Genomic DNA, 25516 nt, shown 5'->3' with positions numbered 1-25516 from the left:
ATTGGTGGACTGTTTTTGGAACGCCGTTCGAGGCCAGGAAGTCCCCGAACGGTGAAGATGAGCAAAACCCGCTATCCGGTTGACTGTAATGCTGCTCCGCTTAAGTGAACAGCATTACGGCTTTGCGCCGGTTTTTTTATATCTACTCTTTGCATAGTCACGAGCGCCAATTTATAATCAGCGCCCTGTTTTTGCCAGTTATGGCAGCAACCAGAGACGTGCGACCGCACACCTCGATCAGAAGGGCCTTTAGCTCAGTTGGTTAGAGCATCCGACTCATAATCGGCAGGTCCCCAGTTCAAGTCTGGGAAGGCCCACCATTTTCACCTTAATAATCAGTAAGTTAGATGGAAAATTCAAGTGCAGAAAAGTACTTGTTAGCGCCTACATTCGTTTATCTTACATTAGTGCGCTGAGTGTACATGCCGCAACTGTTGCTGGCGGGAGAATGTCCCCCACCTTAAAAACAGAAGCATCCAAACTGGAAGAATCGAAAGCCCTCATAGCTTAGGCCATGAGGGCTTTTTAGTTTTCACGAGACGAGGCCAATAATAGATATAAAAAAAGCGGTCTCCCCCGCCACCTCTGACGTGATTTTTACTTTGCCTGTGGCGCTGCTGTTGATGCCTTCTATGAATTGGCAACACCATAGAGTGTCTGGTGATTGCAGCGCAGCAAACGATACAAAAACAGCCAAATCACAGCAACGATTTCAGCTGTTGCAGGTTTTCTTGTTGCTGCTGCCGATCCAGTGGACGTTCGATGGTGACTGGCAGCGCCTTTTCAACGGCCAGCTGAATATCCTCCCCCTGTTGCAGTCGTTGCAGCAGCAAGTCGTAGTTACGCTTGAATACCGGAAACGCCTGCTGCTCAGTACTGTTGGCGAGAAAAAACCAGTCGCTGGCGCGCCCGGCAAAATAAACGATAGGGTGACTCCAGCCGAAGTTCTTTTTTGGTGACGGTGCCCGACAGGCTTCTATATAGGCAGAGTGAGCGTCTGGAACACCAAATTCTGCCGCCAGATCACAACGAGAAATTACCTCGTGCACATTCGGCAGGTAGCTGCACTCCTTCACCGCTCGCTCAGCCGCCGACAATATCATGCTGGCCGGATAGTCCATTAACAACCTGGCCCACAATCGCTTGGCAGTAATCAGCGTATCGGCGTTGGGAAATGCCTTGAGAAACTGGTTGTGGTAATTAAAGCGAAACAGCTCGAACATTTGATTCAGTGCTGATTTTTGTGCGGTGTTGGCTTCTCGCGAACCATCATCACCAGCTGGTGTCGTTGAGTCGGCGCAAACTTGCTTCAACTGTTGTGTAGTCCGGTTCAGCAGTTGTTTGTCCATTCTTGCCTCCTTGGGTGGTCGGTTGCGACAACTGACGAGCCCACTGTTGTTTGATGTATTGCAAAAAGCGACTGTTCCAGCTGTTATGCACCTGATGGGAGTCTCGCCAGTAGAGTACAAACTCAGCTACCCGTTCGCGGGCAAATTGCGGATCAATATGAGCCATAGCGAGAATATCGTAACAATCGCGCGAGGGCTGCCAGTCGCTGGCGATCGGCAAGGGCACCGTAGAGTGTTCCATGGCCGCAGAATAGCGCGCCCATTGCTGGCGAATATGCTGAATAAACTTGCTGTTCCAGGTTTTTAACGCATCGCCCCGCTCACGCCAGTAAAGAATAAATTCGGCTACCGCGTCGTCAATAAACTGTTGGTCGATACCTGAACGTTGCAAAATCTGTAGCGCATCCTCACTTGGCCGCCATTGGTGGCCAATGGGTGCAGCTTCGTCACTGGCGACATTGAAACCACTGCGATTCAGCTGATTTTCCTGCTGCAGCCGTTGACGTTCTGCGTCGTTCTGGGCGTACACCCACTGTTTTTTTACAAAGCGGAAAAAACGGGTATTCCAATCATTACGATTAGCTCCCTGCTCTTGCCCCTGCAATAAAAAGGCATCCCGCTGGATCCAGATAAAACTGGTGGGAATGCCGTGCTGTTGCAGTCGCGTCAGAGTGTCAGCACCGGGTTGCCAATCGTTGCTGATCCCCTGGTGACCTGTTGGTATCGCGCTGGTTGACGGCGACCCAGTGCCTATAGACCCGCGCCCTATAGACCCGCGCCCTATAGACCCGGTGCCCATGGCCTGGCTGGTTTCGCCTTGCTGGGCGGAAGCGTTGACCGTGGACTGGCTCTGATCAAAGCTCAGTACCAGTTCAATACTTTCCGGATACATCGGGCCGTGCAAGCGCACCAGTCCCTTGTCGACCAGACTGGCCAGAGTGCGGCGAATCGTCACATCATCCCAAAAGGGTAATTGCTGCCGCACCGTTTCTCGCGCCAATCGAATGCCATGACGGCTACTGTCGTGCTGCAATACCGCGGCCTGATTGATAATGGTCAGCAAGACAGCGTCCTCCAGCCCGATCGTGGCGGCCAGTGTTACGGACAAAGGGATGGAAAAATCGGTAAATAGTGGATGACTACTCATGATGTACTTGTTGAATTGACCTGGGTCGAAAGCGGAAGAATGATCGGACGAGGTACCAGCATATCACCCTTCTGGGTGTAACCATGCGGAAGAAACGCTGGTTCGTTATTCAATTAATCGACCATGATGTCTTGGGGGCGTTCTCAATTATTTGACGCGGCCTGTCGTGTCTGCTGTGCCTGCGGATACGGGGGTGGCACAAGAATAGTACAGAAACACAGTTATACCCGGGCGTGCGTATGAGCTATTTCCAACACATATCTCATCTCGCAGCACACCGGCGACTGCGGCTTCCTGAGTATCCAGCCAGGTAGCGGGCATGAGGCATCAAACAGACCAAGCAAACCGGCATTTCAGTGAACAGTCTGGCCAACCACACATTCCGGTCGATATGATTCAGAGTATCGAGGGTCTGAGCCGGGTACTCTGGTATCTGGACGCCATGCGAGGACGGATCTTATGCAGGATGCACTCGCAACTGCGGCCGGATACAAGCCTATGCTGGCGAGTGGTTGAAACCCAGGAAATTTTGCCGCTACCCGCAGCATTACCCGGCCTGCTGCTGACCAAAGCAGGCTGGAAGAGCTTCTCGACAGTTCCAAGCCTCCGGTTCCACCCGATTGCAAGGGGCTTTCCTATCTATTGATGACCCCATTCAGATACCCACCACTGCAGTACGGATCACGCTTTGGCTCCGCCATGGAGCACGAGATCTTCTATACTTCCGCCAATGTGAAAACGCCTTTGCGGAAACAGCGGTTTACTTCTGGCTGCTCCAGAGTGGATCCGTAGACCTGGAACCTCTCACTGTTATCAGCGACCAGAGAACCGCCTTTTCAGCCCGATTATCAAGCGAGAAGGCGATGAACCTGCATGATGCTTACTTTGCGGAGCATCCAATAAGAGACCCGACCTCCTGGCGCTCCACAGAAACTGGGAACAGCTAGGCGAAACTGTGGCACAGAGTATACATCGACCACCCGTCAGCACGACTGTCAGACGGAGTGAACATTGCGGCCTTCTCGCCCAAGGCGTTTGCCGATAACAAGCCAGCAGAGCAGCAAGTTCAATGGCATGTCCGCCTGAGTTGCACCAGTTGCTGGTTCGGCCGCCAGGGAGAAGAGTGTATTGAATTCACTTTGAGATTAGAAAGCGGATACCACATCCAGAGCTATAGGGGACATCTATTTAATCCTGCACGACTCTGCACGACTCTGCACGACTCTGCGCGAGTGTTGCCGGTGATCAGGGCAAGGCGGCGAATACAGCGAAATGACGCGGCCTTTTCACATTCGCCAACACCGCTCTGGACGGCGGCAACCCGCCCCCTGCGGGGGCACCGGATTAAATAGATGTCCCCGATAAAATCGTTTCGATTTTTTAACACAACAACACCAGAAAATCCCAGATCGAATGACGCTAATACTCGCTTTGAATCCTCACGAGACACAACAGAGCTTGTTTCATGGCCGTAGCGAACGTCGATTTCAATCAAGACAAGCGTCTTAATTCCGATTATCGTGGCCACTGCCACCTTGCATGTCAGGCAGCGAGATAACCTGAGCAACAAACAAGTGACGATAAACGCGGTGACGGAGAATACTCAGCATGAAAACCTCAGTTATTGACGCAGATGGGCAAAAAACCGATTGATGGTCGGTTTTCTATGTGACAGTGTATGCCGCAGCCAAACCATTGGAAAGAATATGATTCTCGGCGAATTAGAAAAGCAGGTGCTTAACTATTTATGGTCAGCTGGTGAAGCGGATGCCAAGCAGGTTCATGCTGCGTTTTATGCCGAACGCAGCCGTTCACTGAATACCATTCAGAGCACGCTGGATCGTTTATATAAGAAGCAGTTGCTCAGCCGCAGCAAGCAGGGACATGCATTTATCTACCGAACCCGAATTGACCGGGAAGATCTGATTGCACAGCTGATCCGCGATATTACCAGTGACCTGATCCGTCAAGACAGCGAATCCTTGATAGCTGCTTTTGTATCACTGTCAGCGGATCTTGGAGAGGACGAGTTAAATCGTCTTGAAGCGATGATCCTGGATCACCGCCGCAAAGGCAGAGAACAGCCATGATCACCGGAAGCTGGGCGTTCGCTCTTAATCTGTTGAGCATGGCGGCACTGCTTGGGTTGGCGTGTGTAGTGCTGCAGTTGCTGACAGCACCACTGATTCAACAGGCGGGCACCCGTGCTCCGCTGGAGCAAAAATGGCTGATCTTAAGCTGGGCTGTTTTACCCTGGATGCTGACGTTACTGCTTGTGATCCTTGGAGGATTGTCATCATCAGTCGATAACAATACGGTTCAGGGCGCACCGGGACTAATTCACTGGCACCATACCGAAGAGTTTGCTGTTACCGCCTGGCACAGCTGGTTTCTAAGCGCTGTCGGCTTATGGCTAACCTTCCGAATGGGCCGTTTTGCCTACAATCAATGGCGTATACACCAGCGCCTGCAACTCCTCCGAGAACAAGCGCTTGCAACGCCGGATTCCACCATCCGCATTCTGCCTACCCGCAACGTTGTGGCCATGACCGTCGGTTATTTCCAAGCCGATATTTATCTGTCGCAAGGTTTACTTGACCAGACAACGCCGCATCAGCAGGCAATTATTCTCGCGCATGAACATGCACACGTCCGCCAGTTCGATAACCTGAGTCGCTGGCTACTGATGCTGCTCACTTGTCCGCTTCCTGCTATTCTTCGCACGCCAGTTCTGGATCGCTTTACGCTGGCGACAGAACAGCTCGCCGATAGCCGGGTTACCCGCGACACAGATGCTGCCGATATCGCTGAAACACTGGTGAACATTGCGCGCCTGTGCCACCAGACAGATCGTGCTAATCAGGCGGCTTTTGTCGCAGCAGAACAGTTACGGGAGCGGGTCAGTGAACTGCTGACCCCTTCTCGCCCGTCCGCTCTGAAGCTGAGTCTGTTGCCACTGGCAATGCTGTTTACTGGTGCTGCTGTTCTTTCAGCTGTCGATGCACTGCACCACTTTTTCGATATTTTTCTCGCTCATTAACGGAGCTGAAATGAAGCTTGTTAACCACAATATTTTTTCACACAAAAAACCGATCATACATCGGTTTTTTGTGTGTCTGACCATATTAACTTCCTGGCACGCCACGACCTCTGCCGAAAGCAGAATCGGCCTGACCGATGCCATCGACCGGGCGTTGCAGGGGCATCCGGAAATCGTGATCTGGTCTTATCGCCAGCAGGATAATCAGGCCCGTACGGAGGCGGCTGGCAGCAGACAACCACCTCAGCTTGAGCTGAGTGTCGAAGACGCCTTCGGTACCGAGCAATATAAAGGTACGTCAGCCATGCAGACGACACTGAGCGCACGCTGGCTGCTGGAAGGAGATCAGATCAACGCCAGAACAGGACACACGGCAGCTCAGCAACGCCTGCTGACGATACAGCAACGAGTGCAGCTGACTGATATACAAGCAGAGACATCCGTTCTTTTTGTTTCGTTACTCGCTGATCAGGAGCGCCTGCAATTGGCACTGGAGGCGCTGGTTGACGAAAAAGAAATTCTGAAAATTATCCAGCGCCGGGTTGATGCCGGGCAGGCACCGAATACGGATCTGATATTGGCCCACACCCGTTTAACAGAGCAAGAATTAGCACTGGAAGAATTTGGTCACCGTTTGCAGGCCGCCTCACTGCGCCTGTCTGCGCAATGGGGAACGGCTGATACCCAGCTCCATGCGGATGGCAATATTCAGCAATTCCCGCCACTACCAAAGGCAGAAGCCGCCATCAGTAACCTGCTGACTACTCCTTCGCTGGCTCAGGCAGAAGCTGAGTCCGCCTTGTTCAGTGCAGAAGGAAAACTGGCCAGTGAAGAAGCAGCAACACCCTGGTCAGTAGGGGCAGGGGTACGTCATTTCGAAAGCACCGGTGACTATGCACTGATTGCCCAACTCAGCATGCCTTTGGGTAGCAATCAGCGCCAGACGGCTCTGAAGCGTTCTTCTCACATCCGCGATCAGCAGCAAGTGGTATCGGCACAAGCGCGTTTGCAACAACTGACCCTGCAGATCCGTACTCTGCTGATGGAGCTGGAACACAGCCAGCACGTCATCAATACCCTGACTGAAACCATTCTTCCGACACTGAATAACGGCCGTCAGCAAGCTCTGAAGGCATATGAACAAGGACAGCTGGACTATGTGCAATGGGATAACATCCGCCAGCAATGGCTGAACACGCGCACACGTCTGCTCGACGAATCGGAAACACTGCACCGCCAGTGGATTGAATTACAGCGCCTGACCGGCCAGGCCATTTATTTCTGAGGCTCAGTTATGACACCCCGTAAATTATTTTCACACCTATTACTGGTTCTGCCGATATTGGCAAGCAGTGCCCTGCCAATATCGGTCGTTCATGCTCAGACGGCGGAAACAGCAGAAGCAGAACCGGAAAAAGGGCTGCACCGTGGGCGGATGTTACGCGAAGGTGATTTTGCACTTGAATTGGCGATTTTTGAAACCGGCGTGCCACCGGAATTCCGCGTCTGGGGCAGTCAATCCGATCGGCTGGTCGCGCCAGAGGACCTGCAATTAACCATCCGCCTGATTCGCCTGGGAGATGTGGTTGATACCATCAGCTTCCGCCCCGAAGGCGACTATTTACGCGGCGATATGGAAATTTACGAGCCCCATTCATTTATCGTGGATATTCAGGCTCAGCACGCCGGCAAGGAATACAAATGGCGTTACGATAATTTCGAGGGCCGTACCCGAATCGCCGCACCGGTTGCCGCAGCCATGGGGATAACCACCGCAATAGCCGGACCAGCCACACTGCATATACGTACGCCGGCATGGGGAATCCTGACTCCGTTTCCGGGCAACGAACGTCAGATCAGCGCCCGCTTTGACGGTGAAATCCAGGCTGTCCACGTCCACGAAGGTCAGATGGTTCAGGCCGGTGCTGAATTGCTCACCATCGAGAGCAATCAGAGTCTGAAAACCTACCCGATACGTACACCGGCCACCGGCACCGTGAGCCGGGTCTATACCGCTGCCGGAGAACAGAGCGCGGGACGAACACTGCTGACCTTGCAGGATAACCGTACGCTGCAGGCGGAGCTGGCGGTGTATCCGAAAAACTGGGGCGGTGTTAGAGCTGAGGCTCCTGTCACCATCACGATTCCTGGCACCGAACTGCAAACCCAGACGACACTGACAAGCGCCTACAACTCAGTGCAAGCGGATCAGTCGCGTCTCTGGCGTGCTACGGTCGATAACAGCGCTGGTTTACTGGCCCCGGGCATGAAAATCAACGCCGCCATTGAAACCGCAACCCGTACAGTACCACTGGCGGTCAAACGCTCCGGCCTACAGGCCTTCCGTGATTTTACTGTGGTGTACGCCAAAGTCGGCGACGAATACGAAGTGCGGATGCTGGAGCTGGGACAGGCCGCCGGTGAATGGATTGAGGTGCTCGGTGGTCTGGAAGCAGGAACCGAATACGTCATGGAAAACAGTTACATCATCAAAGCCGACATCGAGAAGTCCGGCGCGTCACACGATCACTGATACGGGATACCGCCATGTTGGATTTACTGATTAAACTGGCCATTGCCCGCCGGGGACTGGTGATGGTGGTGGTCGCCATCGTCGCCATACTGGGCCTATGGAATTTTAACCGGCTGCCGATTGATGCGGTGCCGGACATCACCAACGTTCAGGTAATGATCAATACCGAAGCTTCCGGATTTACCCCGCTGGAAGTGGAACAGCGTATTACCTATCCGCTGGAAACCGCTCTGGCCGGATTACCAGGACTGGAATACACCCGCTCGGTGTCGCGCTATGGCCTGTCGCAGGTGATCGCCATTTTCAGCGACGACACCGATATTTATTTTGCCCGCCAACTGGTGGGTGAGCGGTTGGCATCCGCCAGCCGCCGCCTGCCTGACGGGTTACAGCCAGAACTGGGACCTATCGCCACCGGTCTGGGTGAAATCTTCATGTTCACCGTGGATGCCGAACCCGGTGCAGTAAACGTCGACGGTTCGGCCGTCACGCCGATGGATCTGCGCAGCGTGCACGACTGGATTATTCGTCCGCAACTGATGCAGGTGCAGGGCGTGGTAGAAGTTAACCCCATCGGAGGCAACAAGCGTGAAGTGGTGGTGCAGATGCAACCGCAGCGCATGCTGGCCGCCGGTATCAGCAGTGCCGATATAGTGAGCGCTATCCGGGCTAACAACAACAACCGCGGCGCCGGATTTGTCGAGCGAAACGGAGCGCAATGGCTGATGCGTATTCCCGGTCAGCCTGCGCAGGCGGAAGATATTGCCGCGATCACCATCACCTCAGGGAACGGACACACTGTACGCGTCAGTGACGTAGCCGAGGTCGCCATCGGTCACGGCCTGCGTACCGGTGCCGCGACCCAGAATGGTCGTGAAGTGGTGATGAGCACTGTCTTTATGCTGGTCGGCGAAAACAGCCGTACCGTGGCCAGTGCCGTGGGCAAAAAACTGGCAGAAATTAATGCGTCCTTACCAGAGGGCATTGTCGCCACCGCCGCCTATGATCGTACCGGTCTGGTGGAAAAAACCCTGGGCACGGTTACCACCAACCTCACGGAAGGTGCTCTGCTGGTGATCGTTATTTTATTCCTGACGCTGGGGAATATCCGTGCGGCCATCCTCACCGCTCTGGTAATTCCGCTGGCCATGCTGATGACCTTCACCGGCATGATACAGACCCGGGTCAGCGCCAACTTGATGAGTCTTGGTGCACTCGACTTTGGTCTGCTGGTCGACGGTGCGATCATCATCGTCGAAAACTGTCTGCGCCGCCTGAGCCAGCAGGCAGATCCGTTAGCGTTAAAAGAGCGCCTGCAGCTGGTGTTTGAAGCCACCCGAGAAGTAATCCGTCCGGCGCTGTTCGGCGTGCTTATTATCACCGCAGTGTACGCACCGATTTTTGCGCTCGAAGGCGTTGAAGGCAAAATGTTCCACCCGATGGCCATCACCGTAGTGATTGCGCTGCTGAGTGCCATTCTATTGTCGGTGACCTTTATCCCCGCCGCTGTGGCCCTGCTGTTTCGGGGGCCTATTGAGGAAAAACACAACCCTCTGGTTTCGGGCCTTACCCGCATCTACCAGCCGTTACTCGCCATGGCTTTACAAGCCCGGTTGCCAGTTGTTGCGGTAGCGACCGTGCTGGTGTTGCTCAGTCTCTGGCAGGCGACCCGGTTAGGCAGCGAATTTGCGCCGAATCTGGATGAAGGTGACATTGCCATGCACGCTCTGCGCATTCCCGGCACATCTCTCAGTCAGGCCATCGCCCTGCAGGAAACGCTGGAGGAACGTATTAAACTCCTGCCCGAAGTTGAACGTGTGTTCGCCAAAATCGGCACCGCTGACGTCGCAACCGACGCTGTTCCACCCAGTGTTGCTGACAACTTTATTATTCTTAAACCCCGTGATCAGTGGCCAGATCCAGATAAGTCCAAACAGCAGGTCGTCGCCGAACTGGAAGCGTTAGTCAGTGAAATTCCTGGCAACCGTTATGAATTTTTGCAGCCGATTCAGATGCGCTTTAACGAACTGCTGGCCGGTGTTCGTGCTGAAGTGGCCATCAAAATTTTTGGTGATGACCTGGAAGTACTGGCAGGGCTAGGCAAATCGCTGGAGCAGATTGTTGCAAGCATTGACGGTGCGGTGGACATTCAGACGGAGCAGGTCACCGGCTTGCCCCTGCTGGAATTTATCCCGGATAACGAAGCGTTGCGGCGTTACGGCATCAGCCGTCAGCAACTGCAGAACCAGCTGGCCACGGCGCTGGGGGGAGAAGTAGCAGGCACCTTGTTTGAAGGTGACCGCAGGGCCGACATCACAGTGCGTCTGCCTGAAAAAGTACGCACCGATATCGACGGTCTGAGCTATCTGCCGGTGAACGTCGGACAGGGGCAGGTTGTTCCCCTGCAGGAGCTGGTGACCCTCAGCGAAAACATCGGCGTGAATCAGGTGAACCGTGAAAACGGCAAACGTCGTTTGGTTGTTACCGCCAACGTACGCGGTCGTGATCTGGGCAGCTTCGTAAATGATATTCGCCAAGCCGTATCAGAAGAACTGGAGGTCCCGACCGGTTATTGGGTGGAATACGGAGGTACTTATCAGAAACTGCAATCAGCATCGCAGCGTCTTCTGATTGTTGTTCCGCTAACGTTATTGATGATCATTGGTCTGCTGATACTGGCACTGAAATCATTTCGTGATGCATTAATTATTTTCACTGGGGCGCCACTGGCTCTGACTGGTGGTGTACTGGCGCTGACCCTGCGCGATATTCCGTTTTCGATTTCAGCGGCCGTTGGCTTTATTGCACTGTCCGGTATCGCGATCCTGAACGCGTTGGTGATGGTATCGTTCATACGGGAATTGCAACGCTCTGGTGCAAAGCTTGAGCAAGCCATTATCGACGGGGCTCTGACCCGCCTGCGCCCGGTTATCACCACGGCGTTGGTAGCCTCTCTGGGTTTTATTCCCATGGCACTGAATACCGGTATCGGCTCAGAAGTCCAGCGACCACTGGCCACCGTAGTCATTGGTGGAGTAATTTCTTCTACCCTACTGACACTGTTTGTGATTCCTGCGCTGTACCGTCTGCTACACCGAACTGAAACACGAGGAAATGCATGACCTCAGCCATGAAACATCCGATCCTTCTGTGCATATTGATGGGGGCCACGTCGTTGGCGCTGGCCCACGGCGTGGACGATAACACCCGGACATTTTTGCAGCAGAATAGCGGTGTACAGTTTGTGCCCTTCCTGTACATCGGCGCCAAACACATGATCACAGGGTACGATCACCTGCTGTTTCTACTGGGTGTTATTTTCTTTCTGTTTCGCAGCCGTGAAGTGCTGCTGTACGTCAGTCTATTTACCCTCGGCCACAGCATTACGCTGATGTCTGGCGTGCTGGCCAATATCCAGGTGAATGCCTACCTGATCGACGCCATCATCGGTCTGTCTGTGGTGTACAAAGGCTTCGATAATCTCGGAGGCTTTCAGAGAATACTGGGATTTCAGCCCGACACGCGCTACGCCGTACTGGTTTTCGGCTTGTTCCATGGCTTTGGTCTGGCGACCAAGCTGCAGGAATTTCATCTTTCGCAAGATGGCCTGCTGACCAATCTGATTGCCTTTAACATCGGCGTCGAAATCGGCCAGTTTACAGCCCTGGCGATGATTCTTATCCTGATTTCGGCCTGGCGGCATTCACTGACATTCAATCGTTTCGCTGTACTGACCAATACGCTGCTGATGGCGGTGGGCATCATGCTCACCGGCTATCAGCTGACTGGCTATTTTACTTCTTGAGGAGAATGGAGGATGACAAACGCACAGATCCCGGCAAAGCAGTTGTGGCAGGCAACACTGGCCGCTTTTATGATTGGCTTACTCACTCTGGTCACCATCATCATGCCTGCGGAATACAATATCGATCCGACTGGTATTGGTACCCGGCTGGGTTTGACAGCTCTGTCACCGGAAAAACAGACTGAAGCGCCATCATCTGTCATCGATGCAACCAGTATCGATGGCCTGACAACTCTGATCCTGCCTGCGGGCAGTGGCAGAGAATTCAAACTGGAAATGGCTGAAGGTGAGCAGGTAGATTTTGAATGGATTACCGATGGAGCCAATATCCACGTCGATGTGCACGGTGAGCCATTTAATGATCCAAGCGGCTATTTCAACAGTTATGCTGTTGCCACTACAAATGAAATGAAAGGCAGCTTTACGGCACCATTTGCAGGCACTCATGGCTGGTATTTCCGCAACGATGGTCAGCAAGACGTTACCATTCAGCTATTTTTTGAAGGCCAGTACAAAAACCCCCATGCGATGTAATTCGCCAATACATAACAGGAGTTACAACATGAAAGCATTACTACTCTCCGCCGTGCTGACTCTTTCCGCTTTCAGCGGAATTACACATGCCCATGGTGATCACGGCATGATTGACGCTGAAGGAGCCATGGGGGTTGCCGCACGTGTAGTCCAGAAAATGACGCTGCGCGACTACGGTTTTACTGCCGGTCAACTGGACACCAGCTGGCAGAGCATTGGCCGGGATCAGGTATCGATCAAAGCCAGTGGCACAGGTTTCTACGTCGTGGAAATTGTTAAAGTTGGCTCAGACGAAAAAGTGTATGTAAACGTCCTGGAAAACGGCGGTATTTCTGACGTATCGAAGGTGTACCCGTTCTGATCAGATAAGGCAGCCCGAATGCCGTTCCTACGGATCCGCTATCGAGGGAACAGCGCTTCGCCTGCAAAATTCGAAGGATTAAGCAACGAAACAACCTAACGAAAAACGACCATTTGGAAAAAATGGCACAATCTGCTCAAGTTATCTACGGAACGTTCTCAATTATTCGACGCGGCCTGTCAGGAGATAAAATCCCATTATGGAGCCAGCTCTCCCGGCTGCTACCGAATACAAATAATCACTCTTCAGAACAGCAAAGATTACCAACCGCGTCAGACAGCCTCATGGATTCCAGCGCTTGCTCTCACCTTGTTTCACTCATTTACACCTTCCTGATGACGGACAGCTTCCCATCGACTTGCCCCATTCATGTCACCCGCCTGATTGTCACCTCAGACCTCCCAGCCGATTACTCGCGGAGAAAAGCTACAAAGCAAGCAGAGGTGGTTATACATTTACCGCTTACCCTCACTGTAGTAGGGTTTAGCCACTTGAATCAGGGACGTCACTGTATGTCTGCACCTGGCATCGTATTGGTGGCCAACAAGGCGGGTTGTCTCGACGATTTCTCTGCCAGCTTGATGCCACTACCTGAATTTGAAGCAGCCCTGCGGCCTGCCATGAACAGTGCACTCCCCTTGTTTGTCGTGTTATCCGCCAGCAATCGCTTGTGGGAATCGCGGCTGGATGAACTGGATATTGCCTGGGGAGTATGTCCTGATGCCCAACAGGGGGTTGATCATTGTGTTGCCTTTGGCGTTCACAGTAATCAGGACTGGAATGGCTGGCTGATTGATCTGGCACGCTCACCGGGTGCGAGTACTTGCGTTTATAAGGCCTTGGCTGGATCCATCAGCCAATTTCCGATCGCCAGTGCTCAGGGAACGGCGGGCAATCGCGATTACCCGATTGCTTTTCAAAGCCGGTTTGGCTTCAGTCTGATGAATCCGGGTAACAATTTTCTGACACGGGCGTTGGCAACCCAGGAAAACAAGTCTCAACTGTTGTGGCTGAACCTGTCACTGGCGCAAACAGTGGACGATATTTAATGGACAGGCACGCGAGCACAAGAAACGCTTGCCAGATTTTACTGTAGAGACTGGATACTTATCTATTGAACACCGATGAACAACCGGCCTGTATCTGGGTTGACGCTGACGCAGCACCCAAAGCCATTCGCGAGATTCTGTGCAAAGCCGCCGTACGGACGCAAGTCCATATCTGGTTTGTCGCCAACCATGCCTTGCCACTGCCCAAGTCCGAATGGATTCACAGTCGTATCGTGGCGGCGGGGTTTGATGTTGCGGATAACTCGATTGTCCAAAGCGCCCGCCCCGGTGACCTGCTGATCACCCAGGATATCCCCCTTGCCGCCGAAATTCTTGATCTCGGCATTGATGCTATCAATCCACGCGGCGAGCCATATAACCGAGAAACCATTCGCCAGCGTCTGAATATGCGGGACTTTATGGAAACCCTGCGTTCAAGTGGTATACAAAGCGGCGGACCAACCGCTTTTGATCAGCGCGACAAGCAGTCATTTGCCAACAGCCTTGATCGCTGGCTGGCAAAACAGGTAAAGGCAAAACGTTAACCACCACCAAATAACGATCTCATTAAGTTTTTTTCGTCTTGAGTGACATGACTGGTTACCGCCGTATCCGTTTCATAGCAGACCCGGTTGCGGCCGGATTGTTTGGCCCGGTACAGCTGGGCGTCGGCTTTTTCAATCAACTTTCCGGGAGTCTGTAATGCGCCTGCCGCCATCGCCGTGACTCCAATGCTGGCACTCACTGTCAGGCACTGGCCATCGATATTCAGTGCCTGCGCCGCAATATTTACCCGTAATCGCTCTGCCACAGGACGGGCAGCCATCAGTGAAGAGCCAGGCAAGACAATGGCAAACTCCTCGCCGCCATACCGGCACGAAATATCCAGTCGGCGCGTTGTCTCCAAAATCACACGAGCGGTACTTTGCAGCACTCGGTTACCCGCCTCATGACCCCAGCGATCATTAACCCGTTTGAAGAAATCCAGATCCAGCATCATCAATGCCGTCGACAAACCGGTACGTTCCGTACGCTCAATTTCTGTACCCAACGCTCCCAACAAATAACGGAGGTTGTACAAACCCGTCAGCGGGTCTGTCACGACTTGCTGACGCAGAGTAACCAGCTCGGTTTGAAAGCGGCAAATACCTGATGACTGGCATTGCCAGGTGTTTTCTGCTGCCGCCACAAGGGCAGCAGCACCCGCTTGTTCCGTCGCTGAATCATTCATACAATCGCAATCCTGAATTTGACCCATTCAGTGTAGAAGGCGAAGCGGCTCACGTCGAAAAACCCCTGGCTCCTAATTAACAATCACACTGAACCCCGCCAACACCGATTTGTAACCGCCACCAACCCATATCAATTGCCACTGCAGCGATGTCATCCATTACGACATAGCGCTAGACTCGCCCAAACCATGGCATACGATACAGCAATGAACACACAACACCCGATTGATAGCGGCAACCAGATTCCCGACCGTAATTTCGACGATATCGCCGCCCGGTTTCGCAAAACGATTTACGATACCCCCAAAGGCCAGCTGCGCCTGGCGGCCCTGCGACAGGACTTTGCCGATCTGAATATTCCCCTGCAGCAATGCGAGGTTCTGGATCTTGGCGGCGGACAAGGGCAATTTGCGCTGGAACTGGCCCGGCAAGGTGCCAATGTTCATCTTTGCGATATTTCAGCAGCCATGCTGGCCTTAGCGCAGCACAGCTTTGCCACAGCAAACCTGCCACTCAAAAGCGCCTGCTGCCCCCTGCAAACCGCTGCCGCTGTATTTCCCGGCCAGTTTGATGTGGTAGTGAACCATGCAGTGCTTGAGTGGCTGGAGCAGCCTTACGACGCCCTGGAAACGATTTGCCATTTTGTTAAGAAAGACGGCTGGTTGTCACTGATGTTCTACAACCTCCACGGCCATCAATGGCGCCAACTGATGAATGGCCGAACCCATGCGCCAGAAGGTTCGAACGATCGTCTGCGCCGGGAAGGTAATGCTCCTCAACACCCTCTCGACCCCATAAAAGTTATGGATGAGCTGAGAGCAAACGGCTTTGAAATATTACGCTGGCGCGGTATTCGCTGCATTCATGATCATATGCATCAGAAAATTCGTGAACGTATTGGCCAACCTTCGGTTAACCAAGCAGACCTGGAATTTGGCCTGCAAGACCCCTACCGCTTGCTGGGCCGCTATATTCACGTGGTGGCAAAACGAGCAATCCCATGAAAATTCTGGTATCGGCCTGCCTGCTGGGTCAACGCGTCCGCTATGACGGTGCCGATAACGCTGCAACGCTGACGCACCAGCAGACGGTGATTGAGCAATGGCATCAGCAAGGCTGGCTGATTCCGGTATGCCCGGAAGTCGCTGGCGGTTTGCCAGTACCCAGATCTGCGGCTGAAATCGCCGGCGGCAATGGTGCCGAGGTATTGGCAGGCCAGCGTCGGGTAGTGACACAAACCGGTGACGATGTTACCGAATTTTTCCTCGCCGGTGCCAGGCACACGCTGGCATACGCCCAGACCCACAACGCCAAAGCGGCACTGCTGGCAGCACGGTCGCCATCCTGTGGGCCAGACAGCACCTATGACGGTAGTTTCAGTAAACAACTGACCGCCTATAGCGGCATCACAGCTACCCTGTTGAAGCAACACGGCATAGTCTGCTTTTCTCCAGACAGTTTTGAGCAATTGCTGGCATGGGTGCAACAACAGCAAGACTGGATTGGCCCAGGCATTTAAAATAAAAAATTCAGATATTGGGAAATATTTTGAAGCGAATGCTTCGAAAAGACATTGCTGAAATGGTGCGCTCGGGAGGATTCGAACCTCCGACCACCTGGTTCGTAGCCAGGTACTCTATCCAGCTGAGCTACGAGCGCACATCAGAAAAGCAAAACACGATTGGATTCATTCAGTAGAATGGTGCGCTCGGGAGGATTCGAACCTCCGACCGCCTGGTTCGTAGCCAGGTACTCTATCCAGCTGAGCTACGAGCGCACATCGTGGGGCGCGTATTATATTAAGGAAACTTTAATAGTCAACTGTATATAAACGCTCTGCAGAAGCAGAAAACGTGGCGGAGAGAGAGGGATTCGAACCCTCGATAGGGTATAAACCTATACACCCTTAGCAGGGGTGCGCCTTCAGCCACTCGGCCATCTCTCCAGATCACGGCGCGCATGATACCACGTTATTTAGAAACTTAAAGAAAAAAATGCTATTAAATTGAGGCCTTAGTAGTTACCGGCCGATTCATCACCATCTTTTTCACGCTGAATGCGCTGATAAATCTCTTCGCGATGAACTGCGACTTCTTTGGGTGCATTCACACCAATACGTACCTGGTTTCCTTTTACTCCAAGGACAGTGACGGTCACTTCGTCACCTACCATTAACGTCTCGCCTACGCGACGGGTCAAAATAAGCATAGGGTTACTCCTGAAAATCCTGTTTATTGGTCTAGGGTGCTGTGGCGCTGAGCCCATTCTCTTCATCTAACAGTATTGACCATATATTCCATTATGATCAGAAAAAACCTGGGATGTTGAGAACGTTTGGTTATTAGGGCACCTTCCATGAAGGAAGGTTCCCTAAACAGACAGGAGCAGAACAAGCTCAGGCGCTCACCTGGGTTTCTTCTTCGGCATCCAGTCCGAACGCGGTGTGCAGCGAACGAACAGCCAACTCCAAATACTTTTCTGCAATCACAACCGAGATTTTGATCTCCGATGTTGTAATGACAAGAATGTTAATATTCTCATCGGCCAGTGTTTTGAACATTTTGCTGGCAACACCCGCATGAGAGCGCATTCCAACGCCCACCATGGATACCTTGCAGATATCATCGGTACCAATCACCTGGCGGGCTTTCAATTCTTTGGCCGTTTCTTTAAGAATCGCCATCGCCTTGCTGTAATCATTGCGATGAACCGTGAATGTAAAATCCGTTGTACCATCATCCGATACGTTTTGAACAATCATATCGACTTCAATATTGGCATCGCTGATCGGCACCAGTATGCGGGAAGCAACACCGGGAATATCAGGTACCCCCTTTACAGTTACTTTTGCTTCGTCACGATTAAATGCAATGCCTGAAATAACGGGATTTTCCACGGAGCCATTCTCCTCCATTGTAATCAGTGTGCCGTTACCTTCCTTAAAGGAGGAAAGCACGCGCAGCGGAACCTTGTATTTACCTGCAAATTCAACCGATCGAATTTGCAATACCTTTGAACCAAGACTGGCCATTTCGAGCATTTCCTCGAAGGTCACCTGCTCCATTCGACGCGCCGCCGGTACGACACGAGGGTCGGTTGTATAAACGCCATCAACATCGGTGTAGATCTGGCATTCATCCGCTCCCAGCGCTGCAGCCAGAGCAACCCCGGTGGTGTCGGAACCGCCACGACCCAGCGTGGTAATGTTGTTGTCGTCGTCAATCCCCTGAAAACCGGCCACAATCACGATCCCACCCGCATCAAGCTGGTTGCGCATGGATGTGGTATCAATATCTTCAATCCGGGCTTTCATGAATGAGCTGTCGGTTTTAATACCCACCTGCCAGCCAGTGTAGGAACGTGCACTGACACCGCGCTCTTCAAGCGCCATGGCGAGCAGGGCTATGGTTACCTGCTCCCCGGTTGAGACCAGTACATCCATCTCCCGAGGTGATGGATTATCAGAAATAGAGTTGGCCAGGCCAATCAGGCGGTTGGTTTCGCCACTCATGGCAGACACCGCCACCACAACCTGATGACCGGCATCGTGGAAGGACTTGACCTTGTCGGCGACCATTTCGATCCGCTCGACAGTACCGACCGACGTGCCTCCATATTTCTGTACGTATAGCGCCATGATGTAACAACCGGGGTTGACTAAACTAAAAAGGGCGCCAATTAAACAACAATTGTCATAAACAAGAAAGATACAGAGTGTATGGAAAACGTTACTGATTTCAGGACTGACTGATCTACTCAAGTACCCATACACAAACAGTGGATATAAAACGAGTGACGATGGCCATCCCGACACAGCCCGGAATGATAAAACGGGCATTAAAGCCCGTTTTATCATTCTTTGCAGTAATCGATTCCCAGAAAATCAGGCTACCGATTCAGCCCAGCGCTCAAACGCCGCGAGCGCATCGGCAATCCCTTCTGGCTTCTGCCCACCCGCCTGCGCCATTTCAGGCTTGCCACCCCCGCGACCGTCGACATATTCCGCACAGGCCTTGACCGCATCCCCGGCTTTGGCAGACTTGATCAGGTCTTTGGTCACACCGGCAAGCAGGGTGACCTTGCCGTCGTTTTCAGCGGCCAGCATGATCAACGCACTGCCCAGCTTGTTTTTCAGCTGATCCATAATAGTACGCAGAGCATTGACATCTGCACCATCCAGACGAGCGGCCAGAACCTTGATGCCCTTTATGTCTTTAGCCTGACCAGCAAGATCTGAACCGGCATTGCTGGCCAGCTTGGATTTTAACGCCTCCAGCTCTTTTTCCAGCGCCTTGTTGCGACTCAGTAATTGGTCAACTTTCTCACCAACGTTGTCGGTAGAGCCTTTTAATACCGCAGCAATTCCCTTCAGCGCCTGTTCCTGCTGGCCAACAAAGTCCAGTGCTGCTTGGCCAACAACCGCTTCTATACGACGGATACCTGCGGCGATACCGCTCTCGGAGCTGATTTTCAACAATCCAATATCACCAGTACGAGCGGCATGAATACCACCACACAACTCGACAGAAAAATCATTGATGCCCATCGACAATACACGCACCTCGTCATCGTACTTTTCGCCAAACAGCGCCATGGCACCGGTTTCACGAGCAGCGTCGATATCCATCAAACGTGTCGTTACCGGTGTATTGGCACGGATCTGACGGTTAACCAGAGTTTCAATTTGCAGCAGCTCTTCTGGCTTGATCGCTTCGAGGTGGGAAAAGTCGAAGCGCAATTTGTCATAGGTAACCAACGAGCCTTTCTGCGCAACGTGTGACCCCAGTACTGTACGTAACGCAGCATGCAGCAAATGTGTAGCGGAGTGATGCAAAGCTGTTGCCTGGCGTTTTTCGGCATCGACCGTTGCCGTCAGCATATCGCCCGCGCCCACACGACCTTCCACCAGTACACCTTGATGCAGGTGATTTTTACCTTCTTTGGTGGTGTCTTTTACCTGAAAAACCACACCCTTTGCGGTCAGAAAGCCGGTATCTCCAGCCTGACCACCGCTTTCGGCATAAAATGCGGTTTCGTCCAGTACCAGCGTGGCTTCATCACCGGCAAGCAGTTCGACCACGGCTTCACCGTTCTTGAACAGAGCTTTCACCGTACCGGTATTTTCCAGTGCGTCGTAACCACGGAAGGCAGTTTCACCGTCAATGGCCAGACCCGCGCCATAGTGAGCACCAAAGTTGCCAGCAGCACGGGCTTTTTCGCGCTGTTTGTTCATTTCTACGTCAAACCCGGCTTCGTCGACCTTGAGGTCGCGTTCACGGGCAACGTCAGCGGTCAAATCCAGCGGGAAGCCGTAGGTGTCGTATAACTTGAATGCCGTTTCACCCGGAATGGTATCGCTCTCGAGTGTTTCAATCGTTGCATTAAGAATCGCCATTCCCTTGTCCAGAGTCTTGGCAAATTGCTCTTCTTCCAGACGCAGTACTTTTTGTACATGCTCCGACAGCTCCGACAACTCTGGATAGGCCTCACCCATTTGCTCAACCAGCGCAGGAACCAACGTATGGAAAAAGCCAACCGGTGCACCCAGCATATGACCATGACGCACAGCGCGGCGAATAATGCGGCGCAGGACGTAACCGCGGCCTTCGTTAGAGGGCAAAACTCCGTCGATAATCAGGAAGCTGGTAGAACGGATATGGTCGGCAATCACACGCAGTGACTTGTTCTCGGTATCCTGGCAACCGGTGGCATTCGCGGCAGCGGCCAACAATGCCTGGAACAGATCAATTTCGTAATTACTGTGAACACCCTGCATGATGGCGGAGATACGCTCAAGGCCCATACCGGTATCAACCGATGGCTTCGGCAGTGGCACCATCTCACCATCAGGCTGGCGGTCGAACTGCATAAAGACGTTGTTCCAGATCTCGATAAAGCGGTCGCCGTCTTCTTCAGGTGACCCTGGAGGCCCACCCCAGATGTGCTCACCATGATCGTAGAAAATTTCGGTGCAAGGGCCACATGGCCCAGTGTCACCCATCTGCCAAAAGTTATCCGACGCAAAACGGCTGCCTTTATTGTCTCCGATGCGGACAATTTTTTCAGCCGGAATACCGACTTGTCGGTGCCAGATATCAAAGGCTTCATCGTCATCGGCATAAACGGTGACCATCAGTTTCTCGACTGGCAGGTTCAACCATTCTTTTGACGTCAGCAGCTCCCAGGCAAACTTGATGGCGTCTTCCTTGAAATAGTCACCAAAACTGAAGTTACCCAACATTTCAAAGAAGGTGTGGTGACGGGCGGTATACCCCACGTTTTCCAGATCATTGTGCTTGCCACCCGCACGGACACAGCGTTGCGATGAGGTGGCTCTGGTGTAACTGCGCTGGTCTTTTCCGAGAAATACGTCCTTGAACTGCACCATACCGGCGTTGGTAAACAACAAGGTCGGGTCATTGGCAGGAATTAAAGGACTGGATGGCACCACCTCGTGCCCCTTGGAGGCAAAGAAATCGAGGAATGCCTGGCGAATATCTGCGCTTTTCATACGAGGGCGTAATTCCGAAGGTTGGTTGCATCAAAAGCGGCAGTATAGCGGGTTGCTCCGCTTTGTCCGAGTCCCGCACACACTCCAAACCATCACCAGGGTATAAAACCCGGTAGAAAACACTTGACCTGACACTTAAACAATATAACTATAAAGGAATATTTAAATGACTTGCCAATGAGCGGAAGCGCTTATTATGGACAGGCAAGTTCGTACTGCACCCACCGACTTGAGGTTGTTGCCATGAATGTTGATCGTATGGTGTTTGCGTTTGCCGGATGCTTTATTTTATTGAGTCTGGCGCTGTCGCAGCTGCACAGTGTGTACTGGCTGTGGTTTACCGCATTTGTCGGCGTCAATATGCTGCAGGCGGCATTTACCGGTTTCTGCCCTTTGGCGATGATTCTGAAAAAGGTCGGTCTTAAAGCAGGTTGCGCGTTTTCCTGACACCGGTTTATTGACGCTGAGTATTATTCGCCCTGATCGTCGCTGTCTTCACAACAGGCATCCAGTGCGTATTGAATCTGATCGGTATTAAATCCGCGATAGCTCAGAAAACGGTAAACTCGCGCCTTTTCTTTCTGATCCGCAAGGCGAACTCTGGCAAGTTCGCCACTCACTCCAAGTTTTTTAGCCGCTCCGGCTCGGGCCAATTCAAACCAGTCCAGCTCACAGCCTTCAAATGCCGTGCGCACGATGACGTCTGCTACGCGTCTCTGGCGTAGCTCCTGCTGAATGCGTAATGGCCCCTGCCCTCGTTGAAATCGGGTGCGCAAAAAAGATCCGGTAAAGCGTTCGTCGCTTTGCCAGCCACGCTGGGTAAAGTCATCAAGAATATCATTCAGTAATAATTCGAAGCGCAGCCGCTCATCGCTGTCAATACGGTCATAAAAACGACGGGTCAGCTTGCTGTGTAATTCGTCGCGGCTGTGCTCGCGGCGGGACAATAAATCGATACCAGCCTGGCGCAGCTGCGGTCGCAGTTCAGCCAGGCTGATGGCAGGTAATAAATCAGTCAGCTTCGACTTCTTCGACATTGTCGTTGCCAGCACTTTGATTCAGGTTGGGAACAACGATCAGCTGGGCACGAATGCCGGCTTCAATTTCTTCGGCGATTTCTGGATGCTCTTCCAGATAGGCCGCCGCATTGGCTTTACCCTGACCAATCTTGTTGTTCTGATAGCTGTACCAGGCACCGGCTTTCTGCACCAGCTCACACTTCACACCCAGATCAATAATCTCGCCCATGTGGTAGATGCCAGAGCCGTACATGATCTGGAATTCGGCCTGTCTGAACGGTGGCGCAACCTTGTTCTTGACGACTTTGACTCGGGTCTCGTTACCAATGGCCTCGTCACCCTGCTTGACCGAGCCGATACGGCGAATATCGAGACGCACGGATGAATAGAATTTCAGCGCATTACCACCGGTCGTGGTTTCCGGGCTACCAAACATCACGCCGATCTTCATGCGAATCTGGTTAATAAATATCACCAGACAGTTGGCATTTTTGACATTGCCGGTGATTTTACGTAACGCCTGAGACATCAAACGCGCCTGCAGACCCACGTGGCTGTCACCCATCTCACCTTCAATTTCAGCCTTCGGTGTCAATGCTGCCACTGAGTCAATCACGATGACATCGACAGCACCGGAACGTACCAGGCTGTCACAAATTTCCAGCGCCTGTTCGCCGGTATCAGGCTGGGAAACCAGTAAACTGTCCAGATCAATACCCAGCTTTTCAGCGTACAAGGGATCCAGGGCATGCTCGGCATCAATGATCGCAACCGTCTTGCCCTGCTTTTGTGCCTGCGCCATGGTCGACAAACAGAGGGTGGTTTTACCTGAGCTTTCCGGGCCATAGATTTCAACAATACGGCCCATGGGCAGACCACCAATACCAAGTGCAATATCGAGTCCGAGCGAGCCGGTAGAAACAGCCGGAATTGCTTCACGAGGCTGCTCGCCCATCTTCATGATGGCGCCTTTGCCAAACTGGCGTTCGATCTGACCCAGAGCAGCGTCAAGGGCTTTTTGTTTGTTCGCGTCCATTGAATGTCCTCTCATCGCCAGCGTATGAAATCCACTGGCTGATCCGGAAAGTTTTACTGTAAATTTGACCAGTAGTTAAACACAATTTCCGAACAGCGCCAAGCCAGCAAATTATTTTTTACTGGATGTATTCACAGTTTTTTAGGCTTGCTCCAGCCAACGGGTCAAGCCCCTGATGGCATGTATAACCGCTTGCTGGCGTACGGCTGCACGGTCACCGTCAAAATGGCAACACTCGGCACTAATACGCCGATGGTTACCCCAGGCAAACCAGACAGTGCCCACAGGCTTGCCCGGGACCGCCCCCCCCGGCCCGGCGATGCCGCTGATAGACACCGCAACATCGGCACGGCTATGACTCACCGCACCGGCGACCATTTCCCGCACCGTCGCTTCACTGACTGCACCATCCACCACCAGCGTTTCTTTCGACACCCCCAGCAGCTGCATTTTGGCTTCGTTCGAATACGTCACAAACCCGCAGTCAAACCAGGCAGATGAACCTGGCAAGTCGGTACAAGCAGCCGCGACTCCACCCCCGGTACAGGACTCCGCAGTCGCCAGCCGCCAGTGGCGCAGCACAAGTTGATTGGCAAGGTCTTCCGTCAGGCTGTACAGATTCATAGTTTTCTCCAGATGCCCCCTCCAGTGTAACGCTTTGCAAGATGCCTGGTTAGAGGTGATGAATCTGACAAGGGAAACGTTTTTGACGTTACTGGATGCCAGCGACAGGACGTTTGTGGCGACAATGCCAGAGTCTGTTGGAGTCTTGTTATTTTCACAACTCTGCCCTATCAATCAATGGCCTATCAAAGAGAGCATGCTGTACGGTAAAAAAAATAGCATAGGATCCTTGTATGTCGGATCCTTGTATGAAGTATGGCGGAAGACTCAGCTTCGGAGAGCTGATGTTTGGCTATTAGCCGCTGCCGCAGAATTCCGCCGCAGGGTTTCCGAAGGCAGTTCGCCAATGTGCTGACGGTAATAATGGGCAAAGCGGCCGGGATTGGAGAAGCCGTATTTCATCGCTACCTCCGTGACATTACGCACGATACGGGGATTGGCATTCAAATCCTGGAATACGCATTCAATCTTGAGCTGGCGAATAAATTCACCGAGGGTACAACCCAATGTCGCCTTTAGACGGTTATACAGGGTACGGACACTGACCTGGCAGTATGCAGCCAGCTCAGAAACCTCCGGTTCATCAAGAATCGTTTCCAGTACGCGCTGGCGCAATTGATGTACCACACGATCTCCGATAGGCGTGTTAGCGATAAAACAATGACCCGGTTCCTGCCACAGTTGCAGCACCAGGGCATAACACACCCGCAGCTGATAATAATGAATATGCTCGTGGAAATATCCGGGGCTGTACTGCGGCTTCACCATGTCCCGAACCAGGCGCTCAAGCTCTGGTGACCGACAAACGGGGATATCCTTGTGGCAGCCACGCCATAACCACCCCATCCCCATTGCCGCCTGTTTTAACTCAGCCACGGGTAGCATCAAAATACTGACAAAGCCGTCGCCGTCTGGTACCAGCTGCATACGAGACCCCTCTGACACCACCAGAATGTCACCGGCTTGTAATTGGTACGACTTGCCAGAGCAAGACAACTGATGACTACCCGCATGGCTGACCAACAGCTGCACAACGCCCGTGGGGACGTGCCAGTGACAGGCAATACTGACCTGTTCAAGGGCAATCTGAACATGCTCCCCCAGGCGCTCAACCCGCACCGGTCGACGCACTTCCGTCCCACTGTCTGGCAGTAGCCGACGTTGCTGCCCGCTCAAGACCCGACACGCTGCCCGTAGCCGCGATTCATCGCTGGGGGTATACCCCACCTCAGCCGAATGGACGGTAGCGTCCGCTGTGAATGCCGTCATCAGTTCG

General features: G+C 52.8%; 24 protein-coding genes and 4 tRNA genes. 15 read left to right on the top strand and 13 right to left on the bottom strand.

The features are described from left to right. The first annotated feature begins 243 nt into the window (after positions 1-243). Positions 244-320: transfer RNA gene (locus tag WG929_RS18065), tRNA-Ile, on the top strand. A gap of 378 nt (positions 321-698) precedes the next feature. Here the strand turns inward: WG929_RS18065 and WG929_RS18060 are convergent. Both WG929_RS18060 and WG929_RS18055 read right to left on the bottom strand, forming a co-directional pair. After that, a complete protein-coding gene (locus tag WG929_RS18060; protein ID WP_416207208.1) occupies positions 699-1349 on the bottom strand; it encodes a replication protein P in 651 nt (216 codons plus the stop codon). After that, positions 1273-2496, bottom strand: coding sequence for a DnaT-like ssDNA-binding domain-containing protein (locus WG929_RS18055; protein ID WP_416207207.1), 1224 nt, complete (start codon positions 2494-2496; stop codon positions 1273-1275). The genes WG929_RS18060 and WG929_RS18055 overlap by 77 nt, the downstream gene beginning before the upstream one ends. A 319-nt stretch (positions 2497-2815) precedes the next feature. On the opposite strand from WG929_RS18055, the gene WG929_RS18050 reads away from it, so the two are divergent. The 11 genes from WG929_RS18050 to WG929_RS18000 all read left to right on the top strand — a co-directional run bounded on the left by WG929_RS18050 (position 2816) and on the right by WG929_RS18000 (position 14363). Further along, on the top strand, positions 2816-3142 hold the full coding sequence (locus tag WG929_RS18050; RefSeq protein ID WP_416207206.1) for an MbcA/ParS/Xre antitoxin family protein: 327 nt from the start codon (positions 2816-2818) through the stop codon (positions 3140-3142). Between the two features lie 1060 nt (positions 3143-4202). Next, positions 4203-4586 carry a BlaI/MecI/CopY family transcriptional regulator gene (locus WG929_RS18045; protein ID WP_416207205.1) on the top strand — a complete coding sequence of 128 codons (384 nt, stop codon included), beginning with the start codon at positions 4203-4205 and terminating at the stop codon, positions 4584-4586. Next, complete coding sequence (locus WG929_RS18040; protein ID WP_416207204.1) at positions 4583-5536, top strand: M56 family metallopeptidase; 954 nt, start codon at positions 4583-4585, stop codon at positions 5534-5536. Before WG929_RS18045 ends, WG929_RS18040 begins: the two co-directional genes overlap by 4 nt. Before the next feature lie 10 nt (positions 5537-5546). Then, positions 5547-6821 carry a TolC family protein gene (locus tag WG929_RS18035; protein ID WP_416207203.1) on the top strand — a complete coding sequence of 425 codons (1275 nt, stop codon included), beginning with the start codon at positions 5547-5549 and terminating at the stop codon, positions 6819-6821. 9 nt (positions 6822-6830) lie between these two features. Next, positions 6831-8069, top strand: a complete 1239-nt coding sequence (locus WG929_RS18030; RefSeq protein WP_416207202.1) for an efflux RND transporter periplasmic adaptor subunit — start codon at positions 6831-6833, stop codon at positions 8067-8069. 14 nt (positions 8070-8083) lie between these two features. After that, positions 8084-11191: an efflux RND transporter permease subunit gene (locus WG929_RS18025; protein ID WP_416207201.1), complete on the top strand. Its 3108-nt coding sequence runs from the start codon at positions 8084-8086 to the stop codon at positions 11189-11191. Positions 11192-11199: 8 nt separating this feature from the next. Next, entirely contained in the window at positions 11200-11874 is a 675-nt protein-coding gene (locus WG929_RS18020) for a HupE/UreJ family protein (protein ID WP_416207200.1), read from the top strand. Between the two features lie 12 nt (positions 11875-11886). Beyond that, positions 11887-12408, top strand: coding sequence for a hypothetical protein (locus WG929_RS18015; RefSeq protein ID WP_416207199.1), 522 nt, complete (start codon positions 11887-11889; stop codon positions 12406-12408). Between the two features lie 28 nt (positions 12409-12436). Next, positions 12437-12769 (top strand): DUF6488 family protein, encoded by a 333-nt coding sequence (locus WG929_RS18010; protein ID WP_416207198.1) that lies wholly within the window; start codon positions 12437-12439, stop codon positions 12767-12769. Between the two features lie 512 nt (positions 12770-13281). Beyond that, positions 13282-13818: a hypothetical protein gene (locus tag WG929_RS18005; RefSeq protein WP_416207197.1), complete on the top strand. Its 537-nt coding sequence runs from the start codon at positions 13282-13284 to the stop codon at positions 13816-13818. A 65-nt stretch (positions 13819-13883) separates the two neighbouring features. Continuing rightward, positions 13884-14363: a YaiI/YqxD family protein gene (locus WG929_RS18000; RefSeq protein ID WP_416207196.1), complete on the top strand. Its 480-nt coding sequence runs from the start codon at positions 13884-13886 to the stop codon at positions 14361-14363. On the opposite strand, the gene WG929_RS17995 is transcribed toward WG929_RS18000, so the two are convergent. Beyond that, complete coding sequence (locus WG929_RS17995) at positions 14360-15049, bottom strand: GGDEF domain-containing protein (protein WP_416207195.1); 690 nt, start codon at positions 15047-15049, stop codon at positions 14360-14362. The two genes, WG929_RS18000 and WG929_RS17995, sit on opposite strands and share 4 nt — an antisense overlap. Before the next feature lie 207 nt (positions 15050-15256). Between WG929_RS17995 and WG929_RS17990 the strand changes: the two genes are divergently transcribed. Both WG929_RS17990 and WG929_RS17985 read left to right on the top strand, forming a co-directional pair. After that, the gene (locus WG929_RS17990) at positions 15257-16054 is read left to right on the top strand and encodes a methyltransferase domain-containing protein (RefSeq protein ID WP_416207194.1); all 798 of its coding nucleotides are present in this window, start codon (positions 15257-15259) and stop codon (positions 16052-16054) included. Beyond that, complete coding sequence (locus WG929_RS17985; protein WP_416207193.1) at positions 16051-16569, top strand: 2-thiouracil desulfurase family protein; 519 nt, start codon at positions 16051-16053, stop codon at positions 16567-16569. The genes WG929_RS17990 and WG929_RS17985 overlap by 4 nt, the downstream gene beginning before the upstream one ends. A gap of 63 nt (positions 16570-16632) precedes the next feature. Here WG929_RS17985 and WG929_RS17980 read toward each other — a convergent pair. The 6 genes from WG929_RS17980 to alaS all read right to left on the bottom strand — a co-directional run bounded on the left by WG929_RS17980 (position 16633) and on the right by alaS (position 21561). Then, positions 16633-16709 (bottom strand) — tRNA-Arg (locus WG929_RS17980). A 41-nt stretch (positions 16710-16750) separates the two neighbouring features. Continuing rightward, positions 16751-16827: transfer RNA gene (locus tag WG929_RS17975), tRNA-Arg, on the bottom strand. A 77-nt stretch (positions 16828-16904) separates the two neighbouring features. Beyond that, positions 16905-16995: transfer RNA gene (locus WG929_RS17970), tRNA-Ser, on the bottom strand. A 68-nt stretch (positions 16996-17063) separates the two neighbouring features. Further along, complete coding sequence (gene csrA, locus WG929_RS17965) at positions 17064-17258, bottom strand: carbon storage regulator CsrA (RefSeq protein WP_303434927.1); 195 nt, start codon at positions 17256-17258, stop codon at positions 17064-17066. 187 nt (positions 17259-17445) lie between these two features. Then, positions 17446-18687, bottom strand: a complete 1242-nt coding sequence (locus tag WG929_RS17960; protein ID WP_416207192.1) for an aspartate kinase — start codon at positions 18685-18687, stop codon at positions 17446-17448. Positions 18688-18933: 246 nt separating this feature from the next. After that, positions 18934-21561 (bottom strand): alanine--tRNA ligase, encoded by a 2628-nt coding sequence (gene alaS / locus WG929_RS17955; RefSeq protein WP_416207191.1) that lies wholly within the window; start codon positions 21559-21561, stop codon positions 18934-18936. Positions 21562-21804: 243 nt separating this feature from the next. Between alaS and WG929_RS17950 the strand changes: the two genes are divergently transcribed. After that, positions 21805-22008 carry a YgaP family membrane protein gene (locus WG929_RS17950; RefSeq protein WP_369855345.1) on the top strand — a complete coding sequence of 68 codons (204 nt, stop codon included), beginning with the start codon at positions 21805-21807 and terminating at the stop codon, positions 22006-22008. A 23-nt stretch (positions 22009-22031) separates the two neighbouring features. Here the strand turns inward: WG929_RS17950 and WG929_RS17945 are convergent, their stop codons facing one another. From WG929_RS17945 to WG929_RS17930, 4 genes are all read right to left on the bottom strand, one after another. Beyond that, complete coding sequence (locus tag WG929_RS17945) at positions 22032-22598, bottom strand: regulatory protein RecX (RefSeq protein ID WP_416207190.1); 567 nt, start codon at positions 22596-22598, stop codon at positions 22032-22034. Then, the gene (gene recA, locus WG929_RS17940; protein WP_416207189.1) at positions 22573-23616 is read right to left on the bottom strand and encodes a recombinase RecA; all 1044 of its coding nucleotides are present in this window, start codon (positions 23614-23616) and stop codon (positions 22573-22575) included. Before recA ends, WG929_RS17945 begins: the two co-directional genes overlap by 26 nt. A gap of 141 nt (positions 23617-23757) precedes the next feature. Next, the gene (locus tag WG929_RS17935; protein ID WP_416207188.1) at positions 23758-24240 is read right to left on the bottom strand and encodes a CinA family protein; all 483 of its coding nucleotides are present in this window, start codon (positions 24238-24240) and stop codon (positions 23758-23760) included. Positions 24241-24507: 267 nt separating this feature from the next. Next, positions 24508-25509: an AraC family transcriptional regulator gene (locus tag WG929_RS17930; protein ID WP_416207187.1), complete on the bottom strand. Its 1002-nt coding sequence runs from the start codon at positions 25507-25509 to the stop codon at positions 24508-24510. Positions 25510-25516 lie beyond the last annotated feature (7 nt).

The sequence above is a fragment of the Oceanobacter antarcticus genome, from assembly GCF_044962685.1.
Lineage (GTDB): Bacteria > Pseudomonadota > Gammaproteobacteria > Pseudomonadales > Oceanobacteraceae > Oceanobacter > Oceanobacter antarcticus.
The sequence above is the reverse complement of the archived record's forward strand: the minus strand, read 5'-3'. Positions and strand labels throughout refer to the sequence as shown.

What these genes read in the sequence shown, in the direction of transcription:
- WG929_RS17995 (WP_416207195.1), bottom strand. Translation starts at nt 15,049, where the DNA reads ATGAATGATTCAGCGACGGAACAAGCGGGTGCTGCTGCCCTTGTGGCG.
- WG929_RS18030 (WP_416207202.1), top strand. Translation starts at nt 6,831, where the DNA reads ATGACACCCCGTAAATTATTTTCACACCTATTACTGGTTCTGCCGATA.
- WG929_RS18010 (WP_416207198.1), top strand. Translation starts at nt 12,437, where the DNA reads ATGAAAGCATTACTACTCTCCGCCGTGCTGACTCTTTCCGCTTTCAGC.
- WG929_RS17930 (WP_416207187.1), bottom strand. Translation starts at nt 25,509, where the DNA reads ATGACGGCATTCACAGCGGACGCTACCGTCCATTCGGCTGAGGTGGGG.
- recA (WP_416207189.1), bottom strand. Translation starts at nt 23,616, where the DNA reads ATGGACGCGAACAAACAAAAAGCCCTTGACGCTGCTCTGGGTCAGATC.
- WG929_RS17990 (WP_416207194.1), top strand. Translation starts at nt 15,257, where the DNA reads ATGAACACACAACACCCGATTGATAGCGGCAACCAGATTCCCGACCGT.
- WG929_RS17945 (WP_416207190.1), bottom strand. Translation starts at nt 22,598, where the DNA reads ATGTCGAAGAAGTCGAAGCTGACTGATTTATTACCTGCCATCAGCCTG.
- WG929_RS18035 (WP_416207203.1), top strand. Translation starts at nt 5,547, where the DNA reads ATGAAGCTTGTTAACCACAATATTTTTTCACACAAAAAACCGATCATA.
- WG929_RS18005 (WP_416207197.1), top strand. Translation starts at nt 13,282, where the DNA reads ATGTCTGCACCTGGCATCGTATTGGTGGCCAACAAGGCGGGTTGTCTC.
- WG929_RS18020 (WP_416207200.1), top strand. Translation starts at nt 11,200, where the DNA reads ATGAAACATCCGATCCTTCTGTGCATATTGATGGGGGCCACGTCGTTG.
- WG929_RS18025 (WP_416207201.1), top strand. Translation starts at nt 8,084, where the DNA reads ATGTTGGATTTACTGATTAAACTGGCCATTGCCCGCCGGGGACTGGTG.
- WG929_RS17985 (WP_416207193.1), top strand. Translation starts at nt 16,051, where the DNA reads ATGAAAATTCTGGTATCGGCCTGCCTGCTGGGTCAACGCGTCCGCTAT.
- WG929_RS18055 (WP_416207207.1), bottom strand. Translation starts at nt 2,496, where the DNA reads ATGAGTAGTCATCCACTATTTACCGATTTTTCCATCCCTTTGTCCGTA.
- WG929_RS18015 (WP_416207199.1), top strand. Translation starts at nt 11,887, where the DNA reads ATGACAAACGCACAGATCCCGGCAAAGCAGTTGTGGCAGGCAACACTG.
- WG929_RS17935 (WP_416207188.1), bottom strand. Translation starts at nt 24,240, where the DNA reads ATGAATCTGTACAGCCTGACGGAAGACCTTGCCAATCAACTTGTGCTG.
- WG929_RS18050 (WP_416207206.1), top strand. Translation starts at nt 2,816, where the DNA reads ATGAGGCATCAAACAGACCAAGCAAACCGGCATTTCAGTGAACAGTCT.
- WG929_RS17960 (WP_416207192.1), bottom strand. Translation starts at nt 18,687, where the DNA reads ATGGCGCTATACGTACAGAAATATGGAGGCACGTCGGTCGGTACTGTC.
- WG929_RS18040 (WP_416207204.1), top strand. Translation starts at nt 4,583, where the DNA reads ATGATCACCGGAAGCTGGGCGTTCGCTCTTAATCTGTTGAGCATGGCG.
- WG929_RS17950 (WP_369855345.1), top strand. Translation starts at nt 21,805, where the DNA reads ATGAATGTTGATCGTATGGTGTTTGCGTTTGCCGGATGCTTTATTTTA.
- WG929_RS18045 (WP_416207205.1), top strand. Translation starts at nt 4,203, where the DNA reads ATGATTCTCGGCGAATTAGAAAAGCAGGTGCTTAACTATTTATGGTCA.
- alaS (WP_416207191.1), bottom strand. Translation starts at nt 21,561, where the DNA reads ATGAAAAGCGCAGATATTCGCCAGGCATTCCTCGATTTCTTTGCCTCC.
- WG929_RS18060 (WP_416207208.1), bottom strand. Translation starts at nt 1,349, where the DNA reads ATGGACAAACAACTGCTGAACCGGACTACACAACAGTTGAAGCAAGTT.
- csrA (WP_303434927.1), bottom strand. Translation starts at nt 17,258, where the DNA reads ATGCTTATTTTGACCCGTCGCGTAGGCGAGACGTTAATGGTAGGTGAC.